The 20,476-nt window shown below is 38.6% G+C and carries 21 protein-coding genes; 3 read left to right on the top strand and 18 right to left on the bottom strand.

The features are described 5' to 3' along the window. Nucleotides 1-15 precede the first annotated feature (15 nt). The 4 genes from IM676_RS03210 to IM676_RS03195 form a co-directional block, all read right to left on the bottom strand. Complete coding sequence (locus IM676_RS03210; protein ID WP_225880438.1) at nt 16-1,263, bottom strand: glycosyltransferase family protein; 1,248 nt, start codon at nt 1,261-1,263, stop codon at nt 16-18. Between the two features lie 417 nt (nt 1,264-1,680). Continuing rightward, on the bottom strand, nt 1,681-2,706 hold the full coding sequence (locus IM676_RS03205) for an IS701 family transposase (RefSeq protein ID WP_200990017.1): 1,026 nt from the start codon (nt 2,704-2,706) through the stop codon (nt 1,681-1,683). Between the two features lie 94 nt (nt 2,707-2,800). Beyond that, nucleotides 2,801-4,048, bottom strand: coding sequence for a glycosyltransferase (locus IM676_RS03200; protein ID WP_200988892.1), 1,248 nt, complete (start codon nt 4,046-4,048; stop codon nt 2,801-2,803). Continuing rightward, nucleotides 4,027-4,545 (bottom strand): class I SAM-dependent methyltransferase, encoded by a 519-nt coding sequence (locus tag IM676_RS03195; protein WP_225880498.1) that lies wholly within the window; start codon nt 4,543-4,545, stop codon nt 4,027-4,029. Before IM676_RS03195 ends, IM676_RS03200 begins: the two co-directional genes overlap by 22 nt. Nucleotides 4,546-4,766: 221 nt before the next feature. Here IM676_RS03195 and IM676_RS03190 point away from each other — a divergent pair, with 221 nt between their 5' ends. Beyond that, nucleotides 4,767-5,558: an IS5 family transposase gene (locus IM676_RS03190; protein ID WP_200988890.1), complete on the top strand. Its 792-nt coding sequence runs from the start codon at nt 4,767-4,769 to the stop codon at nt 5,556-5,558. A 35-nt stretch (nt 5,559-5,593) separates the two neighbouring features. Here the strand turns inward: IM676_RS03190 and IM676_RS03185 are convergent, their stop codons facing one another. From IM676_RS03185 to IM676_RS03115, 14 genes are all read right to left on the bottom strand, one after another. Further along, nucleotides 5,594-6,535: a glycosyltransferase family 4 protein gene (locus IM676_RS03185; RefSeq protein ID WP_404799816.1), complete on the bottom strand. Its 942-nt coding sequence runs from the start codon at nt 6,533-6,535 to the stop codon at nt 5,594-5,596. Between the two features lie 332 nt (nt 6,536-6,867). Then, a complete protein-coding gene (locus IM676_RS03180) occupies nt 6,868-7,758 on the bottom strand; it encodes a class I SAM-dependent methyltransferase (RefSeq protein ID WP_200988888.1) in 891 nt (296 codons plus the stop codon). A gap of 137 nt (nt 7,759-7,895) precedes the next feature. Continuing rightward, the gene (locus IM676_RS03175; RefSeq protein ID WP_200988887.1) at nt 7,896-8,855 is read right to left on the bottom strand and encodes a glycosyltransferase family 2 protein; all 960 of its coding nucleotides are present in this window, start codon (nt 8,853-8,855) and stop codon (nt 7,896-7,898) included. A 127-nt stretch (nt 8,856-8,982) separates the two neighbouring features. Continuing rightward, entirely contained in the window at nt 8,983-10,011 is a 1,029-nt protein-coding gene (locus tag IM676_RS03170) for a glycosyltransferase family protein (protein ID WP_200988886.1), read from the bottom strand. 10 nt (nt 10,012-10,021) lie between these two features. Next, nucleotides 10,022-10,822, bottom strand: coding sequence for an FkbM family methyltransferase (locus IM676_RS03165; protein WP_200988885.1), 801 nt, complete (start codon nt 10,820-10,822; stop codon nt 10,022-10,024). Next, nucleotides 10,809-11,018 carry a hypothetical protein gene (locus IM676_RS03160; RefSeq protein WP_200988884.1) on the bottom strand — a complete coding sequence of 70 codons (210 nt, stop codon included), beginning with the start codon at nt 11,016-11,018 and terminating at the stop codon, nt 10,809-10,811. The genes IM676_RS03165 and IM676_RS03160 overlap by 14 nt, the downstream gene beginning before the upstream one ends. A 35-nt stretch (nt 11,019-11,053) precedes the next feature. Then, nucleotides 11,054-11,683 (bottom strand): FkbM family methyltransferase, encoded by a 630-nt coding sequence (locus tag IM676_RS03155; protein ID WP_200988883.1) that lies wholly within the window; start codon nt 11,681-11,683, stop codon nt 11,054-11,056. Between the two features lie 12 nt (nt 11,684-11,695). Beyond that, on the bottom strand, nt 11,696-13,012 hold the full coding sequence (locus tag IM676_RS03150; protein ID WP_200988882.1) for a glycosyltransferase: 1,317 nt from the start codon (nt 13,010-13,012) through the stop codon (nt 11,696-11,698). Nucleotides 13,013-13,024: 12 nt separating this feature from the next. Then, nucleotides 13,025-14,269 (bottom strand): polysaccharide pyruvyl transferase family protein, encoded by a 1,245-nt coding sequence (locus IM676_RS03145; protein WP_200988881.1) that lies wholly within the window; start codon nt 14,267-14,269, stop codon nt 13,025-13,027. A 123-nt stretch (nt 14,270-14,392) separates the two neighbouring features. Next, the gene (locus IM676_RS03140; RefSeq protein WP_200988880.1) at nt 14,393-15,406 is read right to left on the bottom strand and encodes an IS701 family transposase; all 1,014 of its coding nucleotides are present in this window, start codon (nt 15,404-15,406) and stop codon (nt 14,393-14,395) included. Nucleotides 15,407-15,622: 216 nt separating this feature from the next. Next, nucleotides 15,623-16,138 (bottom strand): FkbM family methyltransferase, encoded by a 516-nt coding sequence (locus IM676_RS03135; RefSeq protein ID WP_200988879.1) that lies wholly within the window; start codon nt 16,136-16,138, stop codon nt 15,623-15,625. A 310-nt stretch (nt 16,139-16,448) separates the two neighbouring features. Continuing rightward, nucleotides 16,449-18,233 carry an ABC transporter ATP-binding protein gene (locus IM676_RS03125; protein WP_200988877.1) on the bottom strand — a complete coding sequence of 595 codons (1,785 nt, stop codon included), beginning with the start codon at nt 18,231-18,233 and terminating at the stop codon, nt 16,449-16,451. 572 nt (nt 18,234-18,805) lie between these two features. Then, complete coding sequence (locus IM676_RS03120) at nt 18,806-19,033, bottom strand: type II toxin-antitoxin system HicB family antitoxin (RefSeq protein WP_200988876.1); 228 nt, start codon at nt 19,031-19,033, stop codon at nt 18,806-18,808. Next, entirely contained in the window at nt 19,030-19,236 is a 207-nt protein-coding gene (locus tag IM676_RS03115; protein WP_200988875.1) for a type II toxin-antitoxin system HicA family toxin, read from the bottom strand. Before IM676_RS03115 ends, IM676_RS03120 begins: the two co-directional genes overlap by 4 nt. Before the next feature lie 257 nt (nt 19,237-19,493). Here IM676_RS03115 and IM676_RS03110 point away from each other — a divergent pair, with 257 nt between their 5' ends. Then, nucleotides 19,494-19,733 carry an AbrB/MazE/SpoVT family DNA-binding domain-containing protein gene (locus IM676_RS03110; protein WP_200988874.1) on the top strand — a complete coding sequence of 80 codons (240 nt, stop codon included), beginning with the start codon at nt 19,494-19,496 and terminating at the stop codon, nt 19,731-19,733. Beyond that, entirely contained in the window at nt 19,727-20,065 is a 339-nt protein-coding gene (locus IM676_RS03105; protein ID WP_200988873.1) for a type II toxin-antitoxin system PemK/MazF family toxin, read from the top strand. The genes IM676_RS03110 and IM676_RS03105 overlap by 7 nt, the downstream gene beginning before the upstream one ends. Nucleotides 20,066-20,476: the final 411 nt, after the last annotated feature.

The following is a 20,476-nucleotide window of genomic DNA, read 5'->3' as shown; positions in this document are numbered from 1 at the left end:
CTTATTACCAGAACACTAAGATGTAGAATCTGCTACGGTCAGGATGTTATCAAAAATACTGCATTGTTGACGAGTCATTTCCCTAGCAGTATAAGCTTTAAAAGCTGACCAGTCAGTTTGCGGTTCATAGGCTTTTGGTAGCGAAATTAGCCAGTTTAATTTTTTCAATATATCCTCCAGTAAATTTTGAGGTTGAATACTAGAGTTAAAAGTAACACATTCACCTCCTTGGCACTGCTGGAGAATATTGACCACGGAACTTTTTTCATGGAAGATGGCTAAAATTGGTTTTCTGGCCAAAACACAAGGGTATAGTTTGGAAGCTGTATAACTGGGATCATTGGAACCAATTAATAACACACCATCACTATCTACTAAAGTTTGTAAGGCTTCAAAATAGGGAATTCTTTGGGTGTATTCTTCTACTAAATCATCAACTCCAAATTCCCGGGCTATCGGTTCTACCGTTTTGACAGCTCGGTTATCAGTTGCATAGCTAGTACCAACAAAGTGAAGCTTAACAGATTGCCAAGTTTCTGGGTGTTGGCGACGGTGTGATTGAATTCCCAAAAAGAGAATTCGCAATGCCAATGACATAATATTACCGACTACTCCAACATAAACCCAATGGCGTTTACCATCTTGGCAGTTAAATATCCGATTGTGAATATTTAAATTGGGAAGTTGCTCAAAATCAACTGTTGGTGCACCAAAAGGTAAAACAGTAAATTGCTCTGGCTTGAGGTATGGATATCGCTGCCGTAATCTGTTTGGGTACTCTGGGGATACACTGACTATATGGCTCACTTTACTCATGGCTACAGGCTCTAAAATTTGTGCCTGCAATTGAGAAAATTTATACTTTAATTTCCCCCCCGGTGGGGTTACTCCAGATTTTTCATAGTAATCACTTAACCAGGGGTCTTGAAAATCTAAGACATAGGGTATATTAAATTTATCATGCCATATACGACCTAAAGCCATGACAATAAATACTGTGGTGGAAAAGTAAATCAAGTCAAATTTATTTTGTTTGAGAAGTTGATTACCTGTTTTTAGTAAGAAAGGAAAACACCTGAGTCCTAAACTACCTATGCCAATTAGTTTAGTTTTTTGAAATGGTAAAGCTTGGGCGTATGTAACGGATGTGTGACTGGGGATGGTTTTAACTAGTAATGGGTCATTGACACCTATAACAAATTCTGGTTTGACTGTAAGGATATGGGGTTCCCAGCCAAATTCTTTAAAGTATGGTAGTGACATCCGCACTCTCTGATGGTCAGGTGCGTTAATAGGCGGAAAGTGGGGAGTTACAATGAGAACTCGTTTCATGTTATTGGCTGACAAAATAATACAGTATAATATATTGCTATCTCACTAGCGATCGCCATTCGTTTGTAATTTTTTATTCCATGTTTGGCACGGTAACTCTAGGAATTTATATAATAAAATGGCTTTTGCTTGACCTAAAAGGTGATTTTTTTGCTGATCATTCACGGTGCCGATGTACTGAATCTGTCCACGATCAGTGAGATGGGGTAGTATCTTCCTTTGCCAATAGGGATCATCAGGGTTGTGATTACCAGCAATAATCAGAGGTTGTCCCGTTTTTAAATTTTTTGGTATTTCTTTTAATATTATTAGGACTTACGCATTGACAAAAAATATGATCTATGATATCTAGATCATGCGATCGCTATTAAGATTAGCAAAAATATGCTCACGTACAACTAAAGTAAACAGATTCCGTTGTATTTCATACCAATTGCTAATTATTTTTTCAGAGCGCATAAACTCCAACTTAACAAAAGCTTGAAGTGAACAAAAGATGTGAGTCTTAATTGCATGAGTATCCCTAACCATGAACCGACAAATTCCACATACTTGTTTTATGGCTCGATGAAAGGTTTCAATTCCCCAATGAGTATCATGAATTGTCATAAATTCATTTCTAGTTATATCCTCGATTCTTTCCTCATCTGGAAGATACAAAATATAGTGTCTAGAGTCTTCTTTTTTAAAGTCTTTCCTAAACAACTTTATAAATCCAAATTCTTTCAGATGAGTCCTTAATCCTTCTTCGGGAATAGCCAGAGTGCTTACTTGACAATACTTGTGTGGCTCATTTGAAACAGTTCTATTTTTTTCAATTCCGAAGAGAAAACCCAATTTCTGGTTTTTTAGGAATTTCAAATTTTCTACTCCTGAATACCAACTATCACCTGTTACAATTCTGGGTTTGACTCCCCAGCTTATTATTTCACTTACCATTTCTCTAAAATAATCGTTTTTTGTTTTTCCCTCCTTTTTATCATATATTCTGTAATTTATTGGCACTGAATTACCATGAATATCACTGTAATATAGAGTGATTAAATTTAAGCCAATAATTGTTTTATGGGCTTTACCTGACCAAAAATAACCGATTAATTCAGCATTTTTGGGGTCGCTGTAAATCTTTTCTATCACTGTATCATCTACACTTAGTATTCCTCCTACCAAGTTAATAACTTTTTCTATAATGTTGAATAAATCTTTCGGTTCATATCGCTCTCTCAATAAAAAGCGATTCACACTATCATGTGAAACGTCTCCTAATATCTCTGCTAACCTACTGCACCCCCCAAACTTTGGCTCTGACAGTAAAAATAAGGTGTATAGGTCTAGATTGCATTGCGCTGTGGATGGTTTCGTGATTTTTCTAATTGTCTGATACCTAGCAAGTAGACGACCTATATTTATCAATTCACTATTTTGTTATTCTGTCAATGCGTAACTCCTAATTATTTTGTGTGATTGATTACATGAATGTATTCCTAATCATTCCCAAAAATTTACACTGCTCCACATCCCAGTTATAAACCTCCTGTCCTAATTGCCTAGCCTTAGCTCTGGCATTTTCCATCCTTACAGCATCAGTAAACCAATCATCTAAAATAGTAGCCAAAGACAGGGTATCATGAATATCTACTAAAATCGCCGCCTCCCCCAACTGTTCAGCCAGTTGCGATTGGGCGGGGGTGTGACTGAGAAGTACGGGTATACCTGCTAATAGGTAGGTAAAAATTTTATTCGTCAAACAAATAGCCCGGTTTTGCGGTTCTGTGATTTCCAAAGACAATCCCAGATCATAATTAGCCGCCAACTTAGCCATATCCCCCGGAGGCGCAGAAGGTAAAATGTGCAGATGTTCACCTACACCTACAGATTGAGCTAAGTCCATCAACCCATCTAAATAACCCCTAGCAGGATATCCCCGCAGGTATAGATTCACTGGTGTTTGCATTTTACCCATGGCCAAAACTATAGACTCAATCCCCCTACCACTACCAATGGTTTGGGAAAACCAGTATAAAGAAGGTGATGAATTTATCTCCCGCTTCTGAGTTAGAGATGGCGGTGCTTCTGACAGGGGGAAAACATTTAAAATTGTTGTCATCTCTACTCCGTATCTCTGCCGATAAGCCTCAGCAATCAGGGGAGAAGCCGCAGTTAAATAGTCACACCGGGGTAATAAACTGCGCTCAATCACATCCCGCACCGCAATTTCTGCTTGATTTTCCGGGGTGTCTGGTAGTTCCCCAATATGAAAATCTTCGGCATCAAAACCCACTTTACCATGATGTTTCTCGGCTGCCATCACAGCGGCTGGTAGGGCGGCTAAACAGTGGGCAATATATAAATCTGCTGGCTCTGCGGCGGCGGCTTTGGCTAGTTGGTAGCTGATGGGGCTATTACTAAATGTGGCTATGGATAAGTTAAGGATGTATTTATGAGCAGCGAGTTTTTGCGCTAGTTTTTGTAAAAATCTGGTGGCTAAATAAATAGGCTTACTTCCTAAAGGAACTTTTACCCATGACCAAGGTGGTTCAGGAGAAATACTATTATCTAGGATGTGAGCTTCTGGCGAGTAATCCCCAGCCACCACCCTCACTTGAAATCCAGCAGCATGTAATGTATTAGCTTCCTTAAATAACCTGGGATTGCAGGAAATATGTGCCGGCGTGATGAATGTAACTCTTTTAATTATTTTTGTGCAATTATCCATACCACAGAAGCATAGGATTGACGATCATACGTAGCTATTTTATGCAGAGGATGCCAAGCTGCATCCGGTACCGACTTCTGGAGAAGCCCTAAACCCCCAAGGAGGGGTAAAAGTGGATTACCCCAACCATCCGACTGTATGATTTTTGAAAAGTCCCTACACAGAAACTTTAAGCCTTGGGGAGTATACCTCCAAAAATCACCACCTCCGTAAACATTAAAATCTGGGCTACCATGAAACGGCATCATAAAACAGGTGGTACAAACCATAATTCCACCAGGTTTTAAAACTCTATAGCACTGATTAATTGCTTGACAAGGATCACATTCAATATGTTCCAATACCTGATCGCTAACTACGGCATCAAAAGTTTCACTGGGTAAGTCAAGATTACACATGTTGTATTGCGGATAGTTAGCCTCCAAAATTTGGGAATCTAAAAAACCTATGAGATTACATAAAGGCTTGGAATAACTAATAGACAAACATGAACTCATAGAAGATAAGTCAAGTTCTTCCATTACTGACTTAATCCTGGAATACATAGTATAACGTTGAACATTATGTGTTTTTTTACAATTAAAGGTGGATAAATCCCATAATGTACTGGAGAAATTAATTAGAAGTTTTCTTAGAGGATGTTTTAAAAGTGGGGGGCTGTTGTAAGAAAGCTCACAAGGCTTAAGCTGAAATTGAAGACATCAGCACCTTGCGAGCAATGACTAAAACATATCCTAACAATTTGACGTGGGAGCAGTGGGAATTAATTGCCAACCTATTTCCTGAGACAAAACCAGGTGGTCGTCCAAGAAAAGTATCGATTTATGCAGTATTAAATGCAATTATGTACGTACTTTGTCAAGGATGTACATGGCGAGCATTACCCGGAGATTTTCCAGCTTGGCAAACAGTTTATGGCTATTTTCGTAGATGGCAGAAAGATGATACATGGCTTATGGTGCATGATAAGCTCTACCAATGGGTTAGAGTGGCGGCGGAGCGTCAACCAAGCCCTTCAGAAGCTGCTGTTGACAGTCAATCAGTAGAAACAGCAACCATGATATCTCAGGAGGTCGGTTATGATGCGGGAAAAAAGATACATGGTCGTAAACGACATTTAACTGTGGATCTATTAGGGCTTGTGTTACGAGTTTTGGTAACATCCGCTTCAATTCCAGAGCGTCAGGGAGCTAAAAAAGTCCTGGAACGAGTTCATAATATGAGCGATCGCGTAAATCGATTACATACGATCTGGATGGATGGAGGATATCGAGGGGAGGATTTTATGTGTTGGGTAATGGATATGTTTCGGTGGATTGTGGAAATTGTGCTTAGACCCCTAGAAAAGAAGGGTTTTGTCCATTTACCTAAGCGTTGGGTTGTAGAACGAACTTTTGGTTGGCTAAATTGGTGTCGGCGTTTAAGTAAGGATTATGAGCGGCTACCAAAAACCTCAGAGACTTTTATTTATATCGCCATGATACGTATTATGGTTCGCCGACTCGCATAATTTTTTTGACCTACTTCGACTTTTAAAACATCCTCTTAACATTTTTCCCGCCTCAATTTTAATTCTTGCAATTTTTTACTCAAAGAGTTACCGTAATTTCCCCAAGTAAACTCCTTAGCTCGTTCCAGTGCTTGTTGACTCATTTTTTGCAATTCTTGGGGGTGGAAATACAAATACTCAATTTTTTGTTGAATTGCCTCAGAATCACGAATAGGTATAATAAAACCCTCTTCACCATTCCTAATCACACTGTCACCTCCAGAATTGGGTGTACAAATTACAGGTAAACCACAGGCCATAGCCTCTAATTGGACGTAAGCCATACCTTCGTCTAAACTGGGAAAAACAAATAATGAGGCATTAGAATAATATTCTTTTAATTGATCATGGGGAACTCTTGGAATGTATTTAAAATAATCTTGATATTTACTAAATATATGTTTGAAATCATGATCTAACCTCCCAATAATTAGACATTCAAAATTTTCCAAATTATTTTTGGTTGCCAGTTGTTCCAATGCTTTAAATAGATAGATTAGTCCTTTGCGAATTCCTACAGTACCCACAAACACAACCCTGAATGTATCATCTTTTTTTGGTTGGGGGTTAAACAAACTTAGTTCAACCCCATAAGGAATAATTAACAACTTTTCCTGAGCAATCCCGCATTGATTTAGAGAGTTGGCAACATGTTGAGATGGACATAATATGTAATCTGCTTCCTGGCATTCTTCCAACTCTCTGAGAATGATTTTATGAAATGTTTGCGGTTTATAGTGTACATTCAGGTTTTGATATTCTTCCCGGAGCAATTTCTCTTGATACAAATTACATGAGCCGCATTCCTCAACAATGGCAATACCCCCTCTCTTTTTAACTTCCCTAATTGTACGTAAACTTGCCCAAGCCCATGAAATTGATATATCAGGACTTTGGACGAATAAACTAGCCATCCAGTCGTAAATTATAGCTAGCACCCATTCCAAACGAGACCGGAAAACGTAAAATTTCCCCAAAAGTCTGCTCAGAACTAGGGAAATCACAAAAATGGGGGGTAAGAACAATATTTTTTTTCGATCAATTGGTTTTCTTTTGTATGCTACTGAGGGATGAGATGTAATTAGTTTATATAAACTATTTCTTTGTTGTAGCTCATACGCAAGGTGATCTGAGTGAAATTTAGTACCACATGAAACTAGAACTTTCATAGTTGAGTTCTTTTGAATTATAATTTTGGGCGTCGCTGATTGTGAGGATGGTTTGTTTTAAGGAGAAACCAATTATCAGAACTTTGAGTATTTTATTCATATCACAAATATACCAACCTTGCTTTTGATTCGATGGGAGTGGCTATTACTAGTAATTCATCACCTGTTAAAACTTCAATCTGTTGTTCTGACTCGTAACTGACAGGTTGACTGTCATAATAATTAGAACTATTAAAAACACAACTAAAACCTAATTGGCTTAAACAATAGTGAAAAAATTTGGCATTTAGAGCTAAATTATGCTTTTCTCCAATTAATGGTCCCCAGTTGACACCTAAATTACGTGCTGAACTACCCCCACCATTGGGTACAAAAATAACTAAGTATCCTGTGGGCTTCAACAATTTTTTAAAATAGAAAAAAGCCTGTTTCAGATCTGGAAGATGCTCAAGAACATGACTACTGTGGATAATATCAAAGGAATTGGGTTCTAGTTGATCCAATTCTTGGAAACTGTCAATAATGCTTAAATTTAGATTCTTACGTCCATACTCTGCACGGGGTTTAGAAATTTCAAATCCAATGGAATTATAACCAGCTCGAATAAACTGACTTACCATGTATCCATAAGAACAACCATAATCTAGCAACATACCACCTTGAACATATTGTTTAATAATGTTAATACTATTTTGACCATCAAGTCCCGCAACACTAAAATTTACTGACAAGAACTGCTTTAATTCACTTTCATTAGGTAAATCAGTTGTCATTGCTTCTTGGTAATTTAGTTGGTAGAAATTAAAATTATCTACCATTGTATCTTTGGGATATCTATACATTAGAAAACAATCTTGGCACTCTCTCAACTCAATTAAAAGTTTTTTACGTTGTTTAAGAATAGTATTTTTACTCCCACAATGAGGACAATCACGAGATTGATTCCTTAAATACTTATCAAGTATGAAAATCAGGAATGATAATTTACTCACTGGTAACACCTCAGATAAGACAATTTTTTATTTTCAATTTTTAATTTTATTAACTGCAGTATTAATGTTGTACTTTAAACACCAATCAACTAGTCTACGACTAGCTGTATAAGTGAAATGATTGTAACCCCACTTCTTTAAGAACTGGGGTATCTGAGGGGCGATCGCCCTAACCGGTTCACCCACCACCGGGTAACTTTAATACCCCAAATTTGGGACATCAAACCCGCTAATTTAGGTAGGCTCCCACGGAATTTTGGCTCTACCCCATACAATCGAGCGAGATTTTCTGTAAACAGTTCTTTATCCCCCATGAGTAAAGTCCGGGCTGTATAGTCATATAACTGAGCTAAGGCCTTTTTTTGTTCTATATTTAACTCTCCCCTATGCTCCCAAAATTCCTGTACCTGGCAACCATTCCGGTAACAATCTTTAACAAACTCCAAAGGATTGCGCCGGGATAAACTGACACTAGTATGAACGCGATACTCAGCCCCCACACCGGGAACATAAACAAACCTACCACCCTTTAACCCTGCATCCAGTAAAAACCGCGCATCTTGGATGATAGGTAAGGATTCATTCCACAACCCAATTTTATCTACAATACTACGACGGTATAAGAGCGCGGCCGGGGGCGACCAAAAGGAGGTAAATAAGGCAATTTCTATATTCGGGTGAATATCTTCTATTTTTCTGCTGATAATTTCTCCTAATTCAAATTTCCCCGGTGCTATTTCTACTAACTTTTGCCAGTCTGAGTAAGCCACATCCGCCCCACTGGATTTTAAAGCCCCCAGCCGTTTTTCTAAAGCATCAGGTCGTAATAAATCATCAGCATCTAGGTATTGGACAAACTCACCCCCAGCCATGGCTGTACCCCTGTTGCGGGTGACACTGGCTCCTTGGTTGGGCTGAAATTCCGCCCTCACCTGGGAACCAAAGGATTTAATGATTTTGGCTGTGTTATCGGTAGAACCATCATCAATTAAAATGATTTCATAATCAGTAAAGGTTTGCTGGAAAACACTGTTAACTGTTTCTTCCAGAAAGCGATCGCAGTTATAGCAGGGGATAATGACTGATACTAATGTCATTTTGGTCACGCTTCGTTGATAAAATATTTTAGGTGTAAATTATACAAAAGCCGTGAGTGTAATTTGTTGTATTTTACCAAGTGCATATTTCCAAATATTAATCTTCATCAAGCGCAAACAATTAAGATTAAGGCAGGATTTTTCTTTTGAAGAATCTCAAGCCCTTATTAATTAGGGTTTGTATTGACAATCTGTTGTTAACTATACGGTTATAAAACTTAATTAAGGGACTAGGTTCTACCACTGGCTCAGATGGTATACCCTTATATCCCCGCCCAATAGCGAGCAGTCTTAGTGCTTCCCAGTTTTGTTCATCCCAAATATCTAATAGGTGAAACTTTTTGTATCCATGCTTTGCAAAGTATCTTAATATTTCCACATCACGCCATTGTAATGGCTCACTCTCCCAAGACGTTATGTCAATACCTCGAACTGAATAAGCACTAAACCATTCACTTTTACAAAGTGATAAGTTATACTCCTTAACTGAACGATACCAATTATGATTTCTATTGGTATGAAAATATTTTTTTGCACCGGCTTCGGCAATATACCAAACCTTGTACCAATTCTGTTTTTTAATGTTATTATGCTTGTTTAATCCGTTTAAATGCAGGCAAACAATCTGATTAAAATAAAAGTTGGATGTAGGATTATCTTCCCCTAATCCTCTCGAAACATGTATAACTCCTTTTCTTTTACAGGGGCGACCATCATCAACAAATGCAAAGGACGAGTATCCTGAATTACTATATCCGGATGAAATATAGTAGTCAGGGGTATCCCATAACTGAATCCATCGGAAATAACCAACAGTTCCAGGTTTAGACTCCAAAAATGTTTTCCATTCGGGATTTGCTGTTACGTTAGCTGATAATGTCTCATCTGCATCTAAAAACACGAGTACAGATTCCTGAGAGATTTCTCTGGCTTTACTTACTAACAACTCTGTTCTAGTTGCTTCATTATAGTTTTGATTATGATTGGCAATCAATACCACTTTCTCAAATTGGTTGGCTATGTCCAGAGATTTATCATCTGAATTTTGGTCTGCCAAGATGATGTAGTCAGCAAATGTTGACCAAGCAGGTAAAACTCTTTTTAAATTAAACTCTTCATTCCGAATAGGTGAGCATACTATAATTTTCTTTTTCATTGTCAATAATCTACTTTTTAATACAAATAAGAAGTTCACCAGAGTTAATTTTTGAAAACCCTATACCACTATTACTGATTGCAGTATGAACTATCTGTGTGCAGTTTCCAAAAATACTATCATCATGTATTTCAATAGCTATTACATCAACTTTATCTAACCATTGTTCGTAATTGTCAGAAAAAATCACTCCCTCAGCGCCTTCAATGTCTATCTTAAGAACAGAGATTCTGTCAAAACCGGACTGATTTAAAAGACTACTAATATCTATACCCTGTATGCTTCCTTCTTTGTCTTTGACCTCTTTTACCTGACGAGACCAGGGTAGTCCTCCTCGGTATTCAGTGTCAGATATAATCAAGTCAGTACAATGCGACCAAACTCCTGAATTTAACATTCTTACTCTATTCCCATAAAATGCCAAGTTCTTTTGCATTAAAGCAAAGTTTTCTTTGTCCGGTTCAACAGCAATTACTTCACACTGAGGAAAAATAGTTAGAAAGTACGCAGAGGAGTAGCCAATATTAGCTCCACAATCGATTACTAAACCAACATTTGTTAATTTATCTAGTGGAGAATATTCTCGATTAATAAATATTTGCCTAAAAACATGCAAATCACAATTATTCCATCGATAATAAAGCGGATACCTGGAAAATTTCGATTTTAAGACTCCTGGATAAAAGCGGCCAATAATAAACCTTTGAAATAGAAAATGTATGGTTTGTAGTAAACCTAAGTTCTGGATTGCTTGGATTAATCCGTAAAATTTAACGTCCAAGTACAAAAGGTTGTTATTAAATATTTTCATGCTGTATTTCCGTAGTGAGAAAGTAGTTTAAAAACTGATAATTCTTATCTGGTATTACTGTCTCCTGATAAACGAAACTGTCTCCCATAATCTGATAGAATTTGTAGCCTAAACCTTGGAGAATATTAACGAGTTCCTGTTGCCTTCCGTAGTGTTTTTCTGTGAACAGTATTTCTATGAGTATATCTGGCTTCATGCTTGACAGTGTTTTAATTCCTCCTTTAATTACTTCTAATTCCCCCCCTCTACATCTATTTTGATTAAAGATATATGATTAATTTTATTCTTTTGACAATAACCATCTAAAGTTATTTTTTCAACCGTCAACGACCGATCATAAAAAGATTGAAAATCATTTACAGTTGATGCTGTGTCTGTGGAGTTTTTAGCAAAAAATAATTTTCCTAACCCTAATGTATCACTCAATATATTATTGTTAATATGTACATCTTGAAAATTATTAATATTAACCAACTCGTTTAAAAAATTGGTCAGTTGAGGAAAAGGTTCAAAACAATGAATTTGGGTTTCTGGATTAATAAATTTTATAGTCATTAATGATTGACCATTATTGGCTCCAACATCTATAACTACTGGTATTTGTGATTCAATTAGAATTGATCTATATACTGCTATGTTTTCCTGTTCATACTGTAAAGATTCAAAAAAAATAGCACTATCCGAGTAACCACAGATTCCCCCATACATCAAAACCGGAAAATTACCAGATGATCTCAAGGGAAAAAAGAAGGATTGACCATGATTTAGCTTGCATAACAATTGCCAGATTTTATAAGATAACTTAGGGTGAATCAATTTTGATCTCAAAAATTTGACCATGAAACTCAATAATTTACTCACACTTGCCCCCTCCTAAAGACTTTTATACACATATTTAATCTCCCTCCCCACATCAGCCATCGTCCTCACAGCACCAATTCCCCCACGTAACCGGGACAACAAGCCCCTGTCCCTAGCCAAACAAGTTATGGCCTCACCCCAAGCTCCCACATCATCATGGGGAACTAACCAACCATCCTGTTGATGGGTAACTAATTCCCCAATCCCCCCTAAATCAGAACCGATCACCGGTACACCTACTGCTTGGGCTTCCAACACCACTAAAGGGCCAGTTTCCAGACACTGGGAAGGAACAGCCAGTAAATCAAAACCCCGGATGGTTTGGGAAACGAGATGGCGGGGTACGGGTTTTTCAAACTGAATACGAGTATCCCCCCCAGCGTCCGCTAAAACCTGTTGTTGATAGGCTACTTCTCCCTGGGCTAAAGCGTGAATGATTAGTTTTACCTTGACATCCGGTGGTAATCGGCGCACTGCTGCTACTAGGATATGAATACCCTTAACTTTGTCCCACCGTCCTAAAAAACCTATTCTTAAAGGTTGAGCATGATTGAAAGTATCTCTGGTATCTGCTGTGATCTTTTTACCATCAAAACTTACTCCCTGTCTACATAAAACCAGTTTTTCCTCGGGGATACCATTGATTAACAAGGCATCATAAAGCCACTGACATACTGCGATAATGCGATCGCTCACTTGGGCCATTTCCCGTAATCGTTGTTGGTGGGTAGCCACCAAAGCAGGTGTAGCCACCACCGTAGCCAGGCGGGAATTATTCATATTTTCTGCCCTCCGACTCACCGAAAGGGGAACCCTTGCTACCACAGGAGCAGCCCAGGGGGGAATATTCCTAGCCATACCCCAACAAGTACCACAACGGACAATATTTATTTTACCATTGCAGACCTGTTTACCTTGTAATAACATTGTTCCCCGTAAGCAGATATTACCAGGAACATGGACTGTAATCACGGTTTTCATCCCCAATGCCTTAGCCAGCATTAGGTGATGAATACTACAACCAGTCACCCAGGAATGTTGATGATAAATATCTCCTTGTTGTTGTTTTAACCACTCAGCAAAATAAGTAAAACCACCGTGGGGCTTTATTCCCCGTATTTCTTCCGGGGTGGAATGGGTTAATACTGGATAGCGATAGACACTGTAATTATTATATAAATAAGTATTTTCCCTATCTCCCCCTTGGGCTGCAGCAATTACACTTGTCACACCCTGTAACTGGAGTTCCCGCACCAACCCATCTACATATACTTCTGTTCCCCCCGATGATTCCGGGAAGTAGAACCCCAGACATTGAATAACTTGCATTGATTGAACAGATTAAACAATTGTTTTATACCAATACTTGATCTGTTGCGCAGCCGTTTCCCGCGCAATTGCTGTTTTTGCTGGGGAATATTTAGAAAAGTAATCACTAATGGTTGCGGCTGCTTGTTTTACATCTAAATTACCCAAAGTAATTAAAGGAGTCCCTTGTTCTCCACTATATTTATCAAAATCAATATACTTATAATCATAATAGTCCCCCGAAGTCACAGGAACCGAGGGACAACCACCAATCATAGAAAGAATACAGCCATGAAATGACATAGATATGGTTCCATAAGCTTGACTGGCTACTTTAATTAACTCTGCTTCTTCAACCACCAGGGGTAAAACTTCTAGGTGAATATCACTAAACTCAGGGCGAGATTGGACAAAATCGAGCAACTTTGTATCATCACAAAAAGATGAACCACTCATTTGAAAGAGTTTGAAAGGTAAACCCAATTGATTTTTCACAGCCAGCAGTAAGTTTAAAAATACCTCAAACTCCCTGCTTTCCCCATCTCTGAGAAAATTAGTCCCCCGCATATTCACTAAAATAAAGTTTTTCGGTGGGACGTGATCCTTAATTACTGAGTAACGGATTGCACAACTGAAAACCTCATCGTAGCATAGTTTTTCCGGTGACAAATTCAGTAATTCTAGACAGTTTTTATTTCTGACTCTGATGTCACGTACAAGATATTTGACCGTTGTCCTTAAAAACCAACGTTGCCAGTTATTTTCCGGTCCATACTGCTGTGGTCCGAAATAAAGAGGTACTTGATATAACTTACACAAAAAAGCAGTAATCATTAAAGGGATAAAGTTGTACCAAAACCACTGTTCTGATAACTGCGTACCACCATAAAAATAAACCAGCGGTGATTCCCTAATCTCCCTTTTAATCCGCTGCAGCTTCCGGCGATTAACTTGAGTTGCCATCAAGTAAACCGGCAAAGTAATAACTGCCATAAATCTCTGTAAAGCAGTGGGCAAATGAAGATGACGCAGTTTATTATTCCATGCCCAGTATAGTAAGGAAATACCCGTACTGAACTCCACTTCAGGAATTTCCCCTTGACTTGTTTCTAGATTTCCGTCAATGTGAGAAATGATTTTAGGTGATTGATGTCCACTAAAATTACAAGTTTCACGGATTTGTTGAGCCACACAGCGAGCTAAACATTTATCCCCAAAGGAGTCTTGACCATTATAAGAACCGATAATCAGGATAGACAGCTTTGATGAATCTGACATTATACTCTACCTAAGATCAAGTTAAGTAAATAAAACACTGATAAACCAAATCGGACTCCGACAGGACTTACGCAACTGGCACAAACAGGGAGAGGGGGTAGTCGCGCCACGCGACAATTTAAATTAAACCAAGTACATAGAAATACTTGGGCGTTTGAGTTGCTGTATTAAATAATTAGACAGCAAATTATGCTTGATTTGATAAACACTTTGTCCAGTTTGATAGGCTAAATTCTTTAATCTAATCCAAACCAACATTGCACAAGCAATATGATTTCTTTGAAGCCTAGCTTTACGACATTGACAAGATTCAATGCCTGTTAGTTGTTTAATCTCTCTGTGAAACTCCTCAATTTTCCAACGAATTTTACACACTTCTTGTACAACATTCGTGGAACTTTGAGATAAATCGTTGGTGGCGACATAATCCGTTCTGTTGTTAGAAACAGCAACCCGGAATAATTTCACTTTTTTCTGGGCGGGAAATCCTTTAATTTTTATGATTTTACCACATTCTAATTCTTCTTCGCTCCATTCTAATAATTCAATTCGTTTATATTTTCCTTTACCCAATGTATCATCAACTAACCGATTATTTTTTAAAGGGCAATAATAAACTTTCTCTAGACTATCAATATAAAGCATTAAACTGTTTACCGCATACCACGTGTCCATCAACACCGTATCAAACGGTAAAAGCTTTTGATACACCAGGTTTGACAGCATATCTTTCACATGGTCTATCTTGGTTTTACCATCCACATCAGGATTAAAAATTCGATAATCTACTACCCAAAATCTTTTAACTTGAGGATTCACATATACACAACTAACCACACCAATTCCTTTGACTACACCATGCTCATTCCCACTATATTGTCTCCTCACCATCTCTATTTCTTGAGAATATCTTTTGTCTAAAACGCTATCATCAAATATTATGTAACCATTGGCATCTTCCTCAATTATGTCTTTCACATTTTCCCATAGTAACCGGGGTGTTAGCTTTTCTCTCTTCAAATAATAATTAATTGCATCATGGCTAATCTGCTCTAAATGCTCTGCTAAATTGGTAATCGTGTAATTAATTTGACTGCTTAATAAGTATTGGCAGTAATTAAGCTTTGTAAATCTCATACTCATCACCAACATTATCTCTTACAACCTCTACCTATTTTCTCATGAATCGCTATCTGGATCTGGTTTTATTCATACTTTTCTACTATCAACTACACTAGGCATTCCCCCGTGCCATTGACATCACTTATATAATACCAATTTGCTTTCATTTAGCGATTGCTACACACAGATGCAAGCAGCGCTTCGCGATCGCCTGTGCCAGTTGCGTAAGTCCTAGTAACTTTCATAACCTTCCACATCAATTTTAATCAGTGCAACATTATTGAAATTAAAGTCATCTAGCTTTTTTACTGGTACTGTCAAAGTTTCATGTTCACAATCTAAATTTCTGTAAGTAGCACACCCTTTTGCTAAAGTTGTGTTAATCTTACCTCTTAAAATAGGAATATTAAGATTCATAACACCATTCATATTAGATAAAGCAATATTATGAACATTAATTTTGTCAGGCGCAAATTTTCGACTATATTGCTTAATGACGTTGGCACATTCAACTTGAGGTTCAAATGATTCTACCACAGCGGAAAAACGAGCCAAATGATAACTATACAAACCATTATTAGCTCCTACATCAATTACTCTTTGTTGATGTTTAATTATTTTTGATAATTCAAACATTTCCGCCTCAAGTTGTCCATTAATTTTGCGAAAATAATATTCAATAGGAAGATGATAATGAGTAGGAAATATTCTCAGTAACAAAGGAAGAAGAATTTTGTTAGACAACATATTTTATCGATTACGATTACGCTTATTTCTTTGATTAGAATACCAATTTCTTATCCGATAAAAACAACTAGAAGGCATGACTATTGCTAATGTTAAAATGAAAGTTTTGAAAATACTCTGTTTCCAATTTATTGCTTGGTGGTGCACTCTTAATGCAGCCCGTTCAACCCAAAAAGTCTGACCAGGTGTACCACTATCCAACGTCAAACGAATACGTTCAGAATCAATCCAAACAGGTTCAATGATCATGTTAATTACATCCTCAGAAATATTAAAGGATAGCAATTTGGGCGGTAAGGTTTGCACGAGTTTAATACTTTCCAAACATCCGCTGAGTTAAATTCTCTCCACTTCCTTGATACAAAATTTCCCCATCTTTAAATTCAAAAACTTGTGAACAGTGCCTTAAAGTACTGAGACGATGAGCAATGATGATGATAGTTAATCTTTCCCTCAGATTATAAATTGCCGCCATAACTTCCTGCTCAGTTTCATTATCTAATGCACTAGTAGCTTCATCAAAAATAATTAACGATGCACCCTTATATAAAGCCCGGGCAATACCGATGCGTTGACGTTGTCCACCGGAAAGACGTATACCTCTTTCTCCTACAAATTCCCCATACCCGTTAGGTAGCTTCTCAATAAAAGTGTCAATTTGAGCTAAAACAGCGGATTCCTTCACTTTTTCCATATCAATCTCTGAAGGTTCAACCCCAAAAGCAATATTTTCAGCGATGGAAGTATCACTCAGATAAATATTTTGGGGAACATTTGCTATACTCTTTTGCCAAGCCCGTCTCTGTTGTTCATCATTTATTGATACACCATCTACTAAAAGCCTTCCCTTCTGGGGCTGCATTAATCCTAAAATCAAATCAGCTGTCGTACTTTTACCACAGCCAGAACCGCCAAAAAAACCAATGGTTTGATTGACAGGAATGGTTAGACTAACGTTTTTCAGCACCCAATCTAATGTAGCAGAATACCGGAACCAGATATTTTCTAACTGCAGTTCTTTATTTAAACCTAAAGGTTGATCCTGAGTTTCTAAGTAGTATTGAGGTATTGGTCTTTCTAAAGTAGCTAGTGTTTGGCGCAAACAAGCATAATTACTTTTTATCCAAGCCCAACAACCGTAGCATTGTTGTAGTGAAGGCAAAAGACGATTTAATCCTAATACCAGAGTTCCCAACACTGGTAAGATTTGTAAAAAGTTGGACTCAGTTTTTAGCATAAATAAAGCCAGCAGTGCAATTCCTGAAATTGCTATGGCCTCCATATAAGGACGATTTACCGATGCTAACAGTTGGTTATCTGCATGCAATCGCCTTAGTATCCAATCAGATTCATGGTATTTTCTAATAAACAAAGGTTGTGTTCCATCTAATGATATATCACGGATTCCTCCTATACTCTCTTGGATGATTTTTATTCGCTTTTGTGAATGCTCCACTATTTGACTACCATTTTTTGTCAGCCTATATTTGCTGAATTGAATAACTGGTAAAATCATAGTAACACCAATCATGATGACTCCCAATGTGACTGGTAAATTCATTAAGAGCAATCCAAAAATAATGAATGTTAACATTAAAAAATACAATACAAAATTAAGACTAGTGTAAACTAGTCCGACGGTTCTATCTATATATTCAGTAGATTCAACTATCAACTGGCTACTATTATTTTTTAAATAGAATTCGTAGGGCTGAAGAATGTTGGCACGATAACAACCTACACTTAAATCATGGGCGATCGCTGCTATTAGTCTTGACTGAAACCATAATGTAATTAACTTAATTCCATTAGCTACCACTACAGCTAAAATTAGCCCTAACGTTAACCATGTTAACAACTGTTCAGGAGATGTGATTTTCATGGCATCCATGACAATTGCTATGTAGGGCTGTTCCATCACTCCCTCCGGATTAGACAATACTCCTAAGAAGGGAAGTAATGCACCTAAACTCACGACTTCGCTCATGGATGTTGCCACCCCCAAGCCTAGCATCATTAGTAGCTGCCAACGACGACGTTGAGGTAAATATTTCAGCAGACGAGATAAGTTATGTAATAGAGAGTTTTTACGCATTTATTTGAGTTTTAACAGCTATTTTCACAACCCGTTATTAGGCATAATAACCCAGGGCGCTCCCAGAGATACAGGTAATAAATTAAATGTCTAGGGGAACCAGGGAATGAATTAAGAGTCTAACAGCACGGGGGAGGCGGTGAGTTATCCACACGGGGGAGCCGGGGAATGAATTCCCCGTCTCATAGCTTAAGTCGGTTAAAAACCGACTGGTGTAGCTGTGTACCCAATACCAAAGGCGATCGCCGTAATACCCAATTAGTTTAATATTTGCCATCACCTAGACAATCTAGCCGGTTTCAACCGGCTTGAGCTTTCAGACTGGGGTTTTAACCCCTGGCTGTTGGCTGGTGTTGCTGGGTGTACCCAATACCAAAGGCGATCGCCCAAGGGTTGCAAGCAGATCGCCCTAATACCCAATTAGTTTAATATTTCTCATCACCTAGACAATCTAGCCGGTTTCAACCGGCTTCAGCTTTCAGACTGGGGTTTTAACCCCAGGCTCCTAGGTGTGTAGCCAATACGGGAGGCGATCGCACCACCGCTGCTGCAAGGCGATCGACCCTGAGTCGTTATGCTACCTGAAAATATTCCAGGAGGTTTTTAGCCTGGGGTAGAGGTTGGTTATTTTCTTGGTAAAGCTGAAGATAACTGTCAATCACTTGCTGCCCATGTTTGGCTGCTTCCTCATAAGTATTCCCGTGGGTATGGATATCTTGAAAAGGGAAGTCAGGGAGGTGGACTACATAGCAGTTATCCTCTTGAGACCAGAAAATCATCATACTATAATGTGAATTCATGGCAATTCTTCTAGTCTTGCGAGTCTTTGTTTAACTTGTTTCTCCAAGTAGATTTTAGCATCGTCACCATCTTTACCCGCAATTGTCATCGGCATATCTGCCATTTTTTCGTGAATCCAGATTGTGTGACTACCTTTACCAGTCCGTTGGATAAATCCGGCTTTTAACAACATTGCCTTTAGTTCTCGAATTTTTCTAGGCATTAAATTTAGAAGTTATTAAAAGTTATTAAATAACTATATTGCTCCCCGTCAATTGTAAAACACACATAAAACACATCAAAGGGAGCTGGTGTTGCTGGGTGTACCCAATACCAAAGGCGATCGCTACGCAATACTAAAGGCGATAAGGATATACTTGGGATAAACAATCTTGGTTTTAGGATGAGGTATTGTGTCCTGCTTTCCTACGGCAATCATTTTTACTAAGACAAGATTTGATCAAAGCAGAGAGGATTATTGTGGCAATCATCGTTAACAAATGGGGTAATAGTCTGGGGTTAAGAATCCCACAGCCCATTGCCAGTGAGATTGGGCTTACCGTTGGCAGTGTGGTTAATATTGAGGTAGTGGGTAACAAGATTGTCATTTCCCCCATCAGGAAAAAATACCAACTGCATGAGTTACTCGAGGGTGTAACCCCTAATCTGGTGGGAGGGGAATATGACTGGGGGGAACCTGTGGGTGAAGAGGAATGGTAGATAAATATATTCCTTGCCGGGGTGATATTGTCAAGTTGAATTTCAATCCCACACTGGGTAGGGAGCAAGCTGGCTACCGCCCCGCTTTGATTATCACGCCCCAGCAGTTTAACCAGGTAACTAACCTAGCTCTGGTTTGTCCCATCACCAGCAAAATCAAGGGGTTAAATTTAGAAGTGGTTTTGCCCAATGGTTTGATCACAAAGGGGGCAATTCTCACCTTTCAAGTCAAAACCATTGATTGGCAGACGCGACAGGTAAAATTTATGGAATCCCTCCCAGAGGAGACAATGGAGGAAGTGACAGCTAAGTTACAGGCACTTATTGGCTGAGAGGGGGGAGCCGGGGAATGAATTCCCCGGCTCATAGCTGAAGTCGGTTAAAAACCGACTGGTTTGCGTAGCCTGTAGCTCCCCCACCCAAGCGATCGCACCACCGCTGCTGCAAGCAGATCGCCCAAGCGCCCAATTAGTTTAATATTTGCCATCACCTAGACAATCTAGCCGGTTTCAACCGGCTTGAGCTTTCAGACTGGGGTTTTAACCCCTGGCTCTTGGCTGGTGTTGCTGGGTGTATCCAATACCAAAGGCGATCGCCCAAGCGCCCAATAATTAGTTTAATATTTGCCATCACATAGACAATCTAGCCGGTTTCAACCGGCTTCAGCTTTCAGACAGGGGTTTGAAACCCCTGGCTCTTGGCTGGTTTACCTAGCTGTGTACCCAATACCAAAGGCGATCGCC

It is taken from the genome of Anabaenopsis elenkinii CCIBt3563, assembly GCF_015245355.1.
In the GTDB taxonomy this organism is placed as follows: domain Bacteria; phylum Cyanobacteriota; class Cyanobacteriia; order Cyanobacteriales; family Nostocaceae; genus Anabaenopsis; species Anabaenopsis elenkinii.
The sequence above is the reverse complement of the archived record's forward strand: the minus strand, read 5'-3'. Positions and strand labels throughout refer to the sequence as shown.

Excerpts from the sequence above, each read along its gene's own strand:
- IM676_RS03210 (WP_225880438.1), bottom strand. The coding sequence starts at position 1,263 with ATGTCACTACCATACTTTAAAGAATTTGGCTGGGAACCCCATATCCTT.
- IM676_RS03200 (WP_200988892.1), bottom strand. The coding sequence starts at position 4,048 with ATGGATAATTGCACAAAAATAATTAAAAGAGTTACATTCATCACGCCG.
- IM676_RS03195 (WP_225880498.1), bottom strand. The coding sequence starts at position 4,545 with ATGAGTTCATGTTTGTCTATTAGTTATTCCAAGCCTTTATGTAATCTC.
- IM676_RS03190 (WP_200988890.1), top strand. The coding sequence starts at position 4,767 with ATGACTAAAACATATCCTAACAATTTGACGTGGGAGCAGTGGGAATTA.
- IM676_RS03175 (WP_200988887.1), bottom strand. The coding sequence starts at position 8,855 with ATGACATTAGTATCAGTCATTATCCCCTGCTATAACTGCGATCGCTTT.
- IM676_RS03170 (WP_200988886.1), bottom strand. The coding sequence starts at position 10,011 with ATGAAAAAGAAAATTATAGTATGCTCACCTATTCGGAATGAAGAGTTT.
- IM676_RS03165 (WP_200988885.1), bottom strand. The coding sequence starts at position 10,822 with ATGAAAATATTTAATAACAACCTTTTGTACTTGGACGTTAAATTTTAC.
- IM676_RS03160 (WP_200988884.1), bottom strand. The coding sequence starts at position 11,018 with ATGAAGCCAGATATACTCATAGAAATACTGTTCACAGAAAAACACTAC.
- IM676_RS03150 (WP_200988882.1), bottom strand. The coding sequence starts at position 13,012 with ATGCAAGTTATTCAATGTCTGGGGTTCTACTTCCCGGAATCATCGGGG.
- IM676_RS03145 (WP_200988881.1), bottom strand. The coding sequence starts at position 14,269 with ATGTCAGATTCATCAAAGCTGTCTATCCTGATTATCGGTTCTTATAAT.
- IM676_RS03140 (WP_200988880.1), bottom strand. The coding sequence starts at position 15,406 with ATGAGATTTACAAAGCTTAATTACTGCCAATACTTATTAAGCAGTCAA.
- IM676_RS03135 (WP_200988879.1), bottom strand. The coding sequence starts at position 16,138 with ATGTTGTCTAACAAAATTCTTCTTCCTTTGTTACTGAGAATATTTCCT.
- IM676_RS03125 (WP_200988877.1), bottom strand. The coding sequence starts at position 18,233 with ATGCGTAAAAACTCTCTATTACATAACTTATCTCGTCTGCTGAAATAT.
- IM676_RS03120 (WP_200988876.1), bottom strand. The coding sequence starts at position 19,033 with ATGAATTCACATTATAGTATGATGATTTTCTGGTCTCAAGAGGATAAC.
- IM676_RS03115 (WP_200988875.1), bottom strand. The coding sequence starts at position 19,236 with ATGCCTAGAAAAATTCGAGAACTAAAGGCAATGTTGTTAAAAGCCGGA.
- IM676_RS03105 (WP_200988873.1), top strand. The coding sequence starts at position 19,727 with ATGGTAGATAAATATATTCCTTGCCGGGGTGATATTGTCAAGTTGAAT.